The sequence below is a fragment of the Tranquillimonas rosea genome, assembly GCF_900111315.1.
Taxonomy (GTDB): domain Bacteria; phylum Pseudomonadota; class Alphaproteobacteria; order Rhodobacterales; family Rhodobacteraceae; genus Tranquillimonas; species Tranquillimonas rosea.
On sequence record NZ_FOGU01000005.1, the window covers coordinates 38,239 to 49,956 of the forward strand.

Genomic DNA, 11,718 nt, shown 5'->3' on the forward strand with positions numbered 1-11,718 from the left:
AATCGCCTTGCACCTGACGCCGGTCGGCGTAGCCTCCCCGCCGGAAACTGGACAGGAGCCTTCCATGAGCCTCGACACCCACGGCACCCCCGATTTCGACGAGATCATCGACCGCCGCGGCACCCATTCCTCCAAGTGGGACCTGATGGAGCCGGTCTATGGTGTTTCGCCGGAGGACGGGCTGGCCATGTGGGTCGCCGACATGGATTTCCGCCCGCCCGCCTGCGTGGGCCGCGCGGTGCGCGACATGGCAGATCACGGCATCTACGGCTATTTCGGCGACGATTCGGGCTACAGGGCGGCGATCCAGTGGTGGATGGCCGAACGCCACGGCTGGCAGATCGAGACCGACTGGATCTTCTCGGTCCACGGGCTCGTCAACGGCACGGCGATGTGCCTCGACGCCTTCACCCGCCCCGGCGACGGCGTGATCCTGATGACGCCGGTCTACCACGCCTTCCACAAGGTGATCCGTGCCGCGGGGCGCGAGATCGTGGAATGTCCCATGCCGCAGATCGACGGCCGCTACGTTCTGGACACCTCGGACTGGGATCGGCACCTGACCGGCACCGAGCGGATGATCGTCCTCTGCTCGCCCCACAATCCCGGCGGCCGGGTCTGGAGCCGCGAGGAACTGGAGGACGTCGCGGCCTTTGCCCGAAAGCACGACCTGATCGTCGTGTCCGACGAGATCCACCACGACTTGGTGATGCCGGGCAACACGCATACGCCGATGTCGCTGATCGACGGCATCCGCGATCGGCTGGTGATGCTGACCGCGCCCACCAAGACCTTCAACATCGCCGGAAGCCATGTGGGCAACGTGATCGTGCCCGACACGACCCTGCGCGAGCGCTTCGGCGCAAGGATGGCGGCGCTTGGAATGTCGCCGAACTCGTTCGGCGTACACATGGCCACGGCCGCCTATTCGCCAGAGGGCGCGGCGTGGGTCGACGCGTTGACCGAGTATCTCGACCACAACCGCCGCGTGTTCGACGCGGGCATCGCCGAGATTCCCGGCCTGCGGTCGATGCCGCTCGAAGCGACCTACCTTTCGTGGGTCGATTTCTCGGGGACCGGCATGGACCGGGCCGAGTTCACGGCCCGCGTGGCAGAACGTGCGCGAATCGCGGCGAACCAGGGACCTAGCTTCGGAACCGGCGGCGAAAGCTTCTTGCGGTTCAATATCGGAACCCCCCGCGCACGCATCGAAGAGGCCGTAAGGCGCCTCAAGGACGCATTTTCCGACCTTCAATAGACGTCCGGCCCACGGGGCGCGCACAGGCGCCCGCGCCGCTCATGGACAAGAAAAAAAGGCCCGGGCGAATGCCCGGGCCAGTCCAACAGGGAGGTACGGTGTCATTGCCCGGACACCGCGGCGGGATCTCTGAGAACTTCAAGCGACAAGCCGGTAGCCGCCGCTCTCCGTCACAAGCAAACGCGCATTACCCGGATCTGGTTCAATTTTTTGTCTCAACCTATAGATGTGCGTTTCCAGAGTATGCGTCGTCACGCCTGCATTGTAACCCCAAACTTCATGCAGCAGCACATCGCGGGCCACGACACGCTCTGTGGCGCGGTAGAGAAACTTGAGGATGTTCGTCTCTTTCTCGGTCAGGCGGATCTTCTTGTCGGCCTCGTCGATGAGCAACTTCTGCGCCGGCTTGAACGTGTAGGGGCCAAGCTGGAAGGTCGCATCCTCGGACTGTTCGTGCTGGCGCAGCTGGGCGCGGATCCGGGCGAGCAGCACGGGGAACTTGAACGGCTTGGTGACATAGTCGTTCGCTCCGGCGTCGAGCCCGAGGATCGTGTCGGCATCGCTGTCATGCCCCGTCAGCATCAGCACCGGGCACTTCACACCCTGCTTGCGCATCAGACGGCAAAGCTCACGCCCATCGGTATCAGGCAGGCCCACGTCGAGGATCACCAGATCGAACAGGCCCGCCTTGACCTTTTCCATCGCCTCGTGGCCGTCGCCCGCTTCGAACACGTCGAAATCGTCGGTCATCACGAGTTGCTCGCTCAGCGCTTCGCGCAGGTCCTCGTCATCGTCCACGAGCAAGATTTTCTTCAACGCGCTCATGTCGTTATCCTCCGTCCGTTTCGTGGCAGATGCGGTGTGCTCTCGGTTCAGACAAGAATTGCTGCGAAACTCTCACGCGGACGTGTGAAGAATCCGCCGAATGTTTCATCTTTCGGCGGCTGGAGGTACAGCAGTGTGAAAACGAAGGACGCCGCATGAGCTTCGAGCCCACCGCCGCCGAAAGACTTGCCCGTGCGCGGTCCGATCTGCGCATCGGGCTGCCCGTGGTGATGGTCGTGGGCGGCCGCGCGGCCCTTGTCGCGGCACCCGAGGTGATTGCCCCAGACCGCCTGCGGGCCTTCCTGTCGGACGGAGACCCCGTGCTCGCCATCACCCACTGGCGCGCCGAGACATTGAAGATCCGCGTCTACGACGGCGACCTTGCGCGCCTGCCGCTCGACCCCGAAACGGCCGCCGCGGACCTGCGCGCGCTGATCGACCCGTCCGGCGACCTCGCCAACCCGATGAAGGGGCCGTTCTTTCCCCTGCGGGGTGGAGATGCCGAACTGCATCGCGCCGCGATCACGCTGGCGAAGTCGGCCCGGCTCCTGCCCGCAGCCCTGGTGCGCGAGGTCGAGGGCGAAGGGCCGGAGATCGCGGCACGGCATGGCCTGACGTGGCTGGACCCCGCCGCGCCGGAAGGAGAGCCGCTGGACCTGGCGCCCGTGTCTCCCGTCGTCTCGGCCCGCCTGCCGATGAGCGCCGGCGACGGCCGCCTGCACATCTTCCGCCCCCCGGATGGCGGCGAGGATCACTACGCCATTGAGATCGGGAAACCGGACCGCGGCGCCCCGGTTCTGACGCGGCTCCATTCCGCCTGTTTCACGGGGGACGTTCTGGGCTCGCTGAAATGCGATTGCGGCCCACAGCTCAACGGCGCTCTGGCGCAGATGGCCGAGGCCGGCGGCGGGCTGCTGCTCTACCTCAACCAGGAGGGCCGCGGCATCGGGCTCGCCAACAAGATGCGGGCCTATTCGCTTCAGGACCAGGGATTCGACACCGTCGAGGCGAACCACCGGCTCGGGTTCGAGGATGACGAGCGCGACTTCCGTATTGGCGCCGCAATTCTCGGGAAGATGGGCGTGCGGACGGTGCGGCTGCTGACCAACAACCCGCGCAAGGTCGACATGCTGACGGGCTGCGGCATCGAGGTGACCGAGCGGGTGCCGCTTCAGGTCGGACGCAATCCGCTCAACGCCGCCTACCTGGCGACGAAGGCCGCCAAGTCGGGGCACCTGCTGTGAGCCCCGAGGATATCGTGCTGACACCGGCCGGGCTGCGCTTTCGCGGGCGCCGCGTCCCCTGCACCATCGGCCGCGGCGGGGTGACCACCACCAAGAAAGAGGGCGACGGCGCGACGCCTGCCGGCCACCACCGCATCGTCGGGATGCTCTACCGGCCCGACCGCATGGCGCCGCCGACGGATTGGGCGCTGCCCATCGGCCCCGGCGACCTCTGGTCTGACGATCCGCGCGACCCGGATTACAACACGATGGTCCGCGCCCCGCATCCCTTCGGCCACGAAACGCTGCGCCGCCCGGATCCGCTCTACGATCTGGTCATCCTGACCGACTGGAACTGGCCCGAGGGGGTCGCCGGCTGCGGTTCGGCGATCTTCGTTCACCGCTGGCGCCGACCCGGCAAGCCGACGGAGGGCTGTGTGGCGATGGCGCCCGGTGACCTGCTGTGGCTGGCGCGGGGGATCACCCGCCGCACCCGGCTGATCGTGCCTCAGCCGTAGTCACGCTCACCGAAGATGGCCGAGCCGACGCGCACATGGGTCGCGCCCTGGGCGACGGCCTTTTCGAAATCCGCGCTCATGCCCATCGAGAGGCCCGACAGGCCGTTCCTCTCGGCGATCTTGGCAAGCAGCGCGAAGTGCAGCGCGGGCTCTTCCTCGACCGGCGGGATACACATCAGGCCACGCACCGGCAGGTCCATCTCGCGGCACTCGGCCACGAAGGCGTCGGCCTCGCCCGGCAGGATGCCGGCCTTCTGCTCTTCCTCGCCGGTGTTCACCTGAATGAACAGGTCGGGGCACTGGCCGATCTCCTGCGCGATGCGCGCGATGGCCTTCGCCAGCTTCGCTCGATCGACAGAGTGGATCGCGTCGAACAGTTCCATCGCGGCGCGGGTCTTGTTCGACTGAAGCGGTCCGATGAGATGCAGGTCGATATCGCCGAAGCTTTCGCGGAAGCCCGGCCATTTGCCCTGCGCCTCCTGCACCTTATTCTCGCCGAAACAGCGGTGGCCCTCGTCCAGAACCGCGCGGACCCGTTCGTCCGGCTGCACCTTCGAGACGGCGATCAGACTGGTGGAGCCTTCCGCGCGTCCGGCGGCGCGTTCGGCGGCATGCAGGCGGTCTTTGATTTCGGACAGGGACATCGGCGGCTCTCCTTCTTGCGGGGTCGTGATGCCCAAGCCGCCCGCAAAAGAAAAGAGCGGGCACGAAGGCCCGCTCTTCCAGATCAGACTGTGCGTCGGATCAGAACGTGAAGTTCACGCCCAGGTCGGCAACGGTCTGGTCGTTGACCGAGCCAACGGCGCCGGCCAGCGAAGCACCGCCGCCGAGGTCGTAGGCAGCGCCAACGCCGTAGGCGGTGTCGTCGTACTCGTCGCTGTCGCCAACGGTAGCCGACAGGGTCAGCGCGCCGACTTCGTACGAGCCGAGCAGGCCGTAAGAGTTGCCGTCGTCATCCGCGATGTCGTAGTTGGTGTAGGTCGCCTCGACAGCGAACGCACCGAAGGTCGCGCCACCCGACAGGGTGTAGGATTCGTCGTCGTTCACGTCGTCGTAGTCATAGCCCAGAGCGACCGAGTAGTTGCCCGGCGCATAGGTCAGCGCAACACCGTAGTCTTCGGTAACGGTGTGGGCCGAGACCAGCGCGGCGAAGTCGCCGAAGGCATACTCGTAGTTCATGTTGGCCGAGCCAACGACCTTGCCGTACTCGGCGACGTCGTCGAGGTCGGTCGTGGTGGTGCCCAGCTCGTCGAAGCCGATGTCGCTGATGCCCAGGCCGTCGGTGGCCGGGTCCAGGTTACCAACGGTCAGCGTGCCGAAGTTGCCGGAGATGAAGACCTCGGGGTCGAAATCTTCGTTCAGGCCGTTCTGGTTGCCCGAGTCACGGTCGATCGAGGCGTCGAGGTCGATCGACGCACCGAAGGTCAGGCCGCTGTCGGTGGTGCCCGAGCCGACGACGTTCAGGTCGATTTCGTACTGCAGCGCCAGCTCACCGTCGGTGGTGTCGCCCAGGTTGTCCAGAACGTCTTCGCTGTCGAACTCGTCGTCGACGTAGGTGACGCCCATGTTGGCCGAGCCGGTCAGCTCGAGGTCGGCAGCGGCCATACCAGCCGAAGCGACCAGCGCGCTCGTGGCAAGGAGAAGCTTTTTCATGATTTTCCCTCGTGTTCTCAGAGATGCACCCGAACCCGACATCTCCGGGCTGGATATGCTTTTCATTCGCCCTAACCCCCCTCGATTGCAAGCGAAGCCCAAGCGGCCGAATTCGTCTCCGTCGCGATGATGCAGCTTTGCCACACAGCTCCAGACCCCCGGAAATCCGCCGAAAAGGGAAACATCTTGAGGCCCCGGTGCGCCTCGTCTAACACGGGAGCGCGAAACGAGAGGGGACGCGATGCGCATGAACCGGAGCGGTCTGGGAAAGGGCCTGATCGCGGTGGCGCTCACCGCCACGCTGGCCGCCACGGGATGCGGGGATCGATCCGCCCCCGGCGAGCAATCGCAGTTCGAGCGTTCGCGCATCGGCCAGACGCTGGACCCCGAGCGTGAGACGATCGCCGACCTGTTCGGCGGCGGCGACGACCCCAACCGCACGGTCGAGGTGAACCGCTACATCTGGAACGCCGCGCAGGACGTCCTGGACTTCCTGCCCGTCGAGGCAGCCGATCCGTTCTCGGGCGTGCTGGTCTACGGATACGGCACGCCGCCCGGCGGCGCGCAGACCTATCGCGCGACAGTCTATGTCCGCGACCCCGCGCTCGACGCCCGCTCGCTGAACGTGGCGCTGGCCACGCGCTCGGGCCCGGCCAGCCCGGACACCGTGCGCGCGATCGAGGACGCGATCCTCACCCGTGCGCGGCAGCTTCGGATTCAGGACTCCAACCTGTAAACGGCTTTCCGGCGGCCAGCGCCTCGAACCAGCCGAACTGCCGCGGCAGGCACACCGTCTCGAGATCGTAATTCTCGACCACGTGCTTGCGCGCGGCCGCGCCGAGGCGGGCGCGCAGCGCCGGGTCCGAGCACACCTCGTCCACCCGATCGACCAGCCCAGCCCCGTCGAAGAAGTCGACCAGCAGGGCGCTGTGCCGGTCGCGCAGCACCTCGCGGACCGGGGCGGTGTCGCTCGCCACGATCGGGGCGCCGGCGCTCATCGCCTCGAGCAGGCTCCAGCTCAGGACGAACGGATAGGTCAGGTAGACGTGCGCGGTGGCGATCTGCATCAGCGCCACGAACGAATCGTACGGCACCTTGCCGACGAAATGGACACGCGCCCAATCCGCCTCGGTCAGCCGGTGGCCCATCTCGGCCAGCATCACGTCCTTCCAGCTGCCCCCCTCCTTCGGCGCGCTGCCATAGCTGACGCCCTCTCCACCGATCAGCACCACGCGGGCCTTCGGGCGCCGCGCCAGCAGCTCGGGCAGGTTGCGCATGAACACGTGGAAGCCCCGGTAGGGTTCGAGGTTGCGGTTGATGAAGCTGATGACCTCGTCCCCCGCGGTCAGCCGCGGCGCGCCATCGACCTCGAACACGGCGTCGGGATCAGGCGTGACGGCCTGCGTGTTGATTCCCTCGTGGATCACCGAAATCTTCCGCCGCAGTTCCGGCGGATGCGAGTCGGCCTGCCACTGCGTCGGCGTGATCCCGGCATCGGCCTGTTCAAGCTGGAGCCGCCCCGACAGGTTGCGCAGCATCAGCCGCCCGCCGTCGGCCAGGGCGTCGCGGCCCGGAAACTCGGGGTCGAAGCCGATGTCGGCGCCCTCGCTCTGGTAGTAGAGCTCGCTGAAGATGCCGAACCGCGCGTCCGGCCAGACCTCGCGCAGGAACAGCGCCTCGCCCCAGCCGGAATGGGCGATCACCACGTCCGGCTCGACCCCGCGCTTCTTCAGCGACATCGCCGCCCGCAGGCACGTCTCGCCCCGGTGCGTCGCCCGGTTCAGCGTGGTGAGCCAGGGGTGGTGGCGCTGATCGGACGGCTCTTCCCACCTGTAGGAGAGGATCTGCACGCCCTTCCACACCCGCGATTCATCGAGTCGGCTGCTGAGCGCGTAGACATCATGCCCGGCCCTTGCCAGAGCGGGGGCGAGATGCAGGAACTGCCCCGGAAAATTCTGGTGAAAAAACAATACCTTCATGCCACACACACCTGCCCGGGGTCACCGCCGTCGACCTTAGCGCGGCCGACCGCGCCGCGTCACCGCCAAATTCGCCCGCCGCACGGCATTTTCCCCGCAGCCTCTGGACCCGCGCCGACGGCGACCGTATCAGATGGCGGGCCCGCCCATCGCCATCAGACAAGGCCGAAGAGAACACATGTCGCGTTATTCCGCCGCCGAGATCGAACCGAAATGGCAGTCGACGTGGGAGGAGGCCGGGGTCTTCACCGCCACCCGCGACGAGAGCCGCCCGAAATACTACGTGCTCGAGATGTTCCCCTATCCGTCGGGGAACCTGCATATCGGCCACGTCCGCAACTACACGATGGGCGACGTCGTGGCGCGCTACAAGCTGGCCACCGGCCACGCGGTGCTGCACCCGATGGGCTGGGACGCGTTCGGACTGCCGGCCGAGAACGCCGCACAGGAGCGCAAGGTGCATCCCGGCGACTGGACCTATGCGAACATCGACAACATGAAATCGCAGTTCGCGCGACTCGGCCTGTCGCTGGACTGGTCGCGTGAGTTCGCCACCTGCGACCCCGAATATTACGGCCAGCAGCAGGCGATGTTCATCGACTTCCTCGAAAAGGGGCTCGTCTATCGCAAGAACGCGGTGGTGAACTGGGACCCGGTCGACATGACCGTGCTGGCGAACGAGCAGGTCGAGGACGGCAAGGGCTGGCGGTCCGGGGCCCCGGTGGAGCGGCGCGAGCTTACGCAGTGGTTCTTCCGCATCTCCGACTATTCCGAAGAGCTGCTCGACGCCCTCGACCGGCTCGACGAATGGCCCGAGAAGGTCAAGTCGATGCAGCGCAACTGGATCGGCAAGAGCCGCGGCCTGCAATTCGCCTTCTCCGTCATCGACGGCCCCGAGGGGCACGACCGGGTCGAGGTCTACACGACCCGGCCCGACACGCTGTTGGGCGCGTCCTTCATCGGTATCTCGCCCGATCATCCGCTGGCCCGACAGCTGGAAAGAGACGACGCCGACCTCGCCGCCTTCAACGCCGAGTGCCGCCGCATGGGCACCAGCGAGGAAGAGATGGAAAAGGCCGAGAAGAAGGGCTTCGACACCGGCCTGCGCGTGCGCCATCCCTTCGATACCGGGTGGGAGCTGCCGGTCTACGTCGCCAACTTCATCCTGATGGATTACGGTACCGGCGCGATCTTCGGCTGCCCCGCGCACGACCCGCGCGACCTGGAGTTCGCGCGCAAGTACGAGCTGCCGGTGGCCACCGTCTTCGCCCCCGCAATGGGCGAGGAAGGTACCTTCATCCTGCCCGAGGACGGCGGCCCCGCCTATGTCCCGCCCAAGCCCGAGACGGTCCGCTACATCAAGGGCTTCGCCGGGGACGAGGCGCAGACCGGCGACCAGGCGATCAACGCCGCTATCGCCTTTTGCGAGGAGAACGGCGTCGGCCACGGCGTCACCAAGTTCCGGCTGCGCGACTGGGGCCTGTCGCGCCAGCGTTACTGGGGCTGCCCGATCCCGGTGGTGCACTGCGACTCCTGTGGCGTGGTCCCCGAGAAGAAAGAGAATCTTCCGGTCGAACTGCCACGCGACATCGACTTCGACCAGCCGGGCAACCCGCTGGACCGCCACCCGACCTGGCGCGACGTGCCCTGCCCCGCCTGCGGCGCCTCGGCCCGGCGCGAGACGGACACGATGGACACCTTCGTCGATTCGTCCTGGTATTATGCCCGCTTCACCTCGCCCCGCGCGGCGACGCCCACGGACGAGACGGACGCGCGCTACTGGATGAACGTCGACCAGTATATCGGCGGGGTCGAGCACGCGATCCTGCACCTGCTCTATTCCCGGTTCTTCGCCCGCGCGATGAACGAATGCGGCCATCTGCCCGACACCGCGCGCGAGCCGTTCGACGCGCTGTTCACGCAGGGCATGGTGACGCACGAAATCTACCAGACCCGCGACGATCAGGGCCGACCCGTCTATCACTTCCCGCACGAGGTGACGAACGGACGGCTGGCCGACGGCACCGAGATCGAGGTGATCCCCTCGGCCAAGATGTCCAAGTCCAAGCGCAACGTCGTCGACCCGGTCGCCATCATCGAACGCTTCGGCGCGGATACCGCCCGCTGGTTCGTGCTGAGCGACTCGCCGCCGGACCGCGACGTCGAATGGACGGATGCCGGCGCCGAGGCCGCGTCGAAGTTCCTCGGCCGCGTCTGGCGCCTGGCGCAGGACGTGCCGGGCGCGCCCGAACAGGGCGAGGGCGATTCCGATCTGCTGCGCGAGATGCACCGCGCGATCCACGACGTGACGATGGGAATCGAGAGCTTCGGCTTCAACACCTCCGTCGCGCGGCTCTATGCCTTCGCCAACACCTTCGCCAAGTCCAAGGCCGGCCGCGCCGCCAAGATGCAAGCGATGCGCACCATGGCGCAGCTGATGGCTCCGATGACCCCGCACCTCGCCGAGGAAATCTGGGAGATGCTGGGCGGCGAGGGCCTGATCGCGCAAGCCGACTGGCCGAAGGCGGACGAGGCGATGCTGGTGGACGACACGGTGACGATGCCGATCCAGATCAACGGCAAGCGCCGCACCGAGATCGAGGTGCCCAAGGACATGGACAAGACCGAGATCGAGTCGCTCGCGCTGGCCACGGATGCCGTGCAGAAGGCGCTCGCCGGAGGCGAGCCCAAGAAGCTGATCGTCGTGCCGGGCCGGATCGTGAATGTCGTGGTATAGCCGCCGCTCCGCCCTTCTGGGCCTGACGCTGCTGGCGGGCTGCGGCTTCACGCCGGTCTACGGCCCCGGCGGCGCGGCCGAAGGCCTCTGGGGCCGGATCGAGATCGACGCCCCCGAGGACGCGGCGGGCTATGCGCTGGTGCAGCAGCTCGAACAACGGCTCGGCCGCGCCTCGGCGGCCGAGTACCAGATGTCGGCCGTCATCGGTCTGGACCAGGACGGGCTGGGGGTGACGCCGGACCAGGAGATCACGCGCTACCAGCTGCGCGGCCAGGTCACCTATGCGCTCGAGCATACGCCCTCCGGCGACACCGTGACCGAGGGCGCCGTGAACAGCTTCACCAGCTATTCCGCCCCCGTGTTCACCGCCGACCGGGGCGCGATCGCGGGCAACACCGTCTCGGTCCTGTCGGCCGAGGAGGACGCGGTCGACCGCCTGATGGTGATCCTCGCCGATCAGATCGTCGCCGAGCTTCTGGCCACCGCGCCGGAGTGGCGCCGGTGAAACTGACGGGGCGCGAGGCCAAGGGGTACTTCGCCCGTCCCGAGCCCGACCGGACCGGGCTGCTGATCTTCGGCAGCGACGGCATGCGCGTGGCGATGAAGCGGCAGCAGGTCATCGCCGCCCTTATCGGCCCCGAGGGCGAGACCGAGATGCGCCTCACCCGGATTCCGGCGGCCGAGCTGCGCAAGGATCCCGCGATGCTGCTCGACGCCGTGAAGGCGCAGGGCTTCTTTCCCGGTCCGCGCGTGGCCTTCGTCGAGGATGCGACCGACGGGCTGACCGACACCATCGCCGCCGCGCTGTCCGAGTGGAAGCCCGGCGACGCGCAGGTGATCGTCACCGCCGGGCAGCTCAACGCCAAGTCCAAGCTGCGGAAGCTGTTCGAAAGCCATTCCAACGCCTACGCCGTCGGCATCTACGACGACCCGCCCGGACGGGACGAGATCGAATCGATGCTCAAGGACGCGGGGCTCGCCGCGCCGGGGGCCGACGCGATGGCCGATCTGACCGCGCTGGCGCAATCCATCGACCCCGGCGATTTCCGCCAGACGGTCGAGAAGATCGCGCTCTACAAGCTGAACGACGACACGCCCCTGACCGGGGACGAGATCACGGCGCTCGCCCCCACCTCGACCGAGGCGGCGCTGGACGACGTGCTGAACATCGTCGCCGAGGCGCGGACGCCCGAGATCGGCCCGATGATGCAGCGGCTCGAGGCGCAGGGCGTGGCGCCGGTCACGCTGTGCATCGGGGCGACCCGTCATTTCCGCCAGCTTCACGCCGCCGCGAGCGATCCAGGCGGCGCCAGCGCCGGCATCGCCAGGCTGCGCCCGCCGATCTTCGGCCCGCGCCGCGACCGGATGACCCGTCAGGCACAGGCCTGGGGCGCGGTGAAGCTGGAACAGGCCCTGGCGCTCTTGACCGATACCGACCTGGGACTGCGCTCGTCGACGCGGGCCCCGGCGATGGCCGTCATGGAACGCGCGCTGATCCGGCTCGCGATGATGGGAAGGAGATGAC

11 protein-coding genes are annotated in these 11,718 nt (G+C 67.2%); 7 read left to right on the forward strand and 4 right to left on the reverse strand.

The genetic code is table 11. The features are described from left to right. Positions 1-64: 64 nt before the first annotated feature. The gene (locus tag BMZ25_RS09390) at positions 65-1,258 is read left to right on the forward strand and encodes a MalY/PatB family protein (protein WP_092692654.1); all 1,194 of its coding nucleotides are present in this window, start codon (positions 65-67) and stop codon (positions 1,256-1,258) included. A gap of 138 nt (positions 1,259-1,396) precedes the next feature. Here BMZ25_RS09390 and BMZ25_RS09395 read toward each other — a convergent pair whose 3' ends face one another. Next, complete coding sequence (locus BMZ25_RS09395) at positions 1,397-2,083, reverse strand: response regulator transcription factor (RefSeq protein ID WP_092692657.1); 687 nt, start codon at positions 2,081-2,083, stop codon at positions 1,397-1,399. Positions 2,084-2,238: 155 nt separating this feature from the next. Between BMZ25_RS09395 and ribA the strand changes: the two genes are divergently transcribed. Both ribA and BMZ25_RS09405 read left to right on the forward strand, forming a co-directional pair. After that, positions 2,239-3,327: a GTP cyclohydrolase II gene (ribA, locus tag BMZ25_RS09400; protein ID WP_092692661.1), complete on the forward strand. Its 1,089-nt coding sequence runs from the start codon at positions 2,239-2,241 to the stop codon at positions 3,325-3,327. Beyond that, on the forward strand, positions 3,324-3,824 hold the full coding sequence (locus BMZ25_RS09405) for a L,D-transpeptidase family protein (protein ID WP_092692666.1): 501 nt from the start codon (positions 3,324-3,326) through the stop codon (positions 3,822-3,824). The genes ribA and BMZ25_RS09405 overlap by 4 nt, the downstream gene beginning before the upstream one ends. Here the strand turns inward: BMZ25_RS09405 and BMZ25_RS09410 are convergent. Next, positions 3,815-4,468 carry a YggS family pyridoxal phosphate-dependent enzyme gene (locus tag BMZ25_RS09410; protein ID WP_092692671.1) on the reverse strand — a complete coding sequence of 218 codons (654 nt, stop codon included), beginning with the start codon at positions 4,466-4,468 and terminating at the stop codon, positions 3,815-3,817. The two genes, BMZ25_RS09405 and BMZ25_RS09410, sit on opposite strands and share 10 nt — an antisense overlap. A 100-nt stretch (positions 4,469-4,568) precedes the next feature. Continuing rightward, positions 4,569-5,477 carry a porin gene (locus tag BMZ25_RS09415; RefSeq protein ID WP_177190432.1) on the reverse strand — a complete coding sequence of 303 codons (909 nt, stop codon included), beginning with the start codon at positions 5,475-5,477 and terminating at the stop codon, positions 4,569-4,571. A 247-nt stretch (positions 5,478-5,724) separates the two neighbouring features. On the opposite strand from BMZ25_RS09415, the gene BMZ25_RS09420 reads away from it, so the two are divergent. Then, on the forward strand, positions 5,725-6,213 hold the full coding sequence (locus BMZ25_RS09420) for a DUF3576 domain-containing protein (protein ID WP_092693463.1): 489 nt from the start codon (positions 5,725-5,727) through the stop codon (positions 6,211-6,213). Here BMZ25_RS09420 and BMZ25_RS09425 read toward each other — a convergent pair. Beyond that, complete coding sequence (locus BMZ25_RS09425; RefSeq protein WP_092692681.1) at positions 6,170-7,456, reverse strand: glycosyltransferase; 1,287 nt, start codon at positions 7,454-7,456, stop codon at positions 6,170-6,172. The two genes, BMZ25_RS09420 and BMZ25_RS09425, sit on opposite strands and share 44 nt — an antisense overlap. A gap of 178 nt (positions 7,457-7,634) precedes the next feature. On the opposite strand from BMZ25_RS09425, the gene leuS reads away from it, so the two are divergent. The 3 genes from leuS to holA are packed head-to-tail and all read left to right on the forward strand — an operon-like array spanning position 7,635 to position 11,717. Next, a complete protein-coding gene (gene leuS / locus BMZ25_RS09430) occupies positions 7,635-10,193 on the forward strand; it encodes a leucine--tRNA ligase (protein WP_092692684.1) in 2,559 nt (852 codons plus the stop codon). Then, positions 10,180-10,698, forward strand: coding sequence for an LPS assembly lipoprotein LptE (lptE, locus tag BMZ25_RS09435; protein ID WP_092692688.1), 519 nt, complete (start codon positions 10,180-10,182; stop codon positions 10,696-10,698). The genes leuS and lptE overlap by 14 nt, the downstream gene beginning before the upstream one ends. Beyond that, complete coding sequence (holA, locus tag BMZ25_RS09440) at positions 10,695-11,717, forward strand: DNA polymerase III subunit delta (RefSeq protein WP_092693464.1); 1,023 nt, start codon at positions 10,695-10,697, stop codon at positions 11,715-11,717. The genes lptE and holA overlap by 4 nt, the downstream gene beginning before the upstream one ends. Position 11,718: the final 1 nt, after the last annotated feature.

What these genes read in the sequence shown, in the direction of transcription:
- ribA (WP_092692661.1), top strand. Translation starts at nt 2,239, where the DNA reads ATGAGCTTCGAGCCCACCGCCGCCGAAAGACTTGCCCGTGCGCGGTCC.
- BMZ25_RS09425 (WP_092692681.1), bottom strand. Translation starts at nt 7,456, where the DNA reads ATGAAGGTATTGTTTTTTCACCAGAATTTTCCGGGGCAGTTCCTGCAT.
- BMZ25_RS09420 (WP_092693463.1), top strand. Translation starts at nt 5,725, where the DNA reads ATGAACCGGAGCGGTCTGGGAAAGGGCCTGATCGCGGTGGCGCTCACC.
- BMZ25_RS09410 (WP_092692671.1), bottom strand. Translation starts at nt 4,468, where the DNA reads ATGTCCCTGTCCGAAATCAAAGACCGCCTGCATGCCGCCGAACGCGCC.
- BMZ25_RS09395 (WP_092692657.1), bottom strand. Translation starts at nt 2,083, where the DNA reads ATGAGCGCGTTGAAGAAAATCTTGCTCGTGGACGATGACGAGGACCTG.
- BMZ25_RS09415 (WP_177190432.1), bottom strand. Translation starts at nt 5,477, where the DNA reads ATGAAAAAGCTTCTCCTTGCCACGAGCGCGCTGGTCGCTTCGGCTGGT.
- lptE (WP_092692688.1), top strand. Translation starts at nt 10,180, where the DNA reads ATGTCGTGGTATAGCCGCCGCTCCGCCCTTCTGGGCCTGACGCTGCTG.
- leuS (WP_092692684.1), top strand. Translation starts at nt 7,635, where the DNA reads ATGTCGCGTTATTCCGCCGCCGAGATCGAACCGAAATGGCAGTCGACG.
- BMZ25_RS09390 (WP_092692654.1), top strand. Translation starts at nt 65, where the DNA reads ATGAGCCTCGACACCCACGGCACCCCCGATTTCGACGAGATCATCGAC.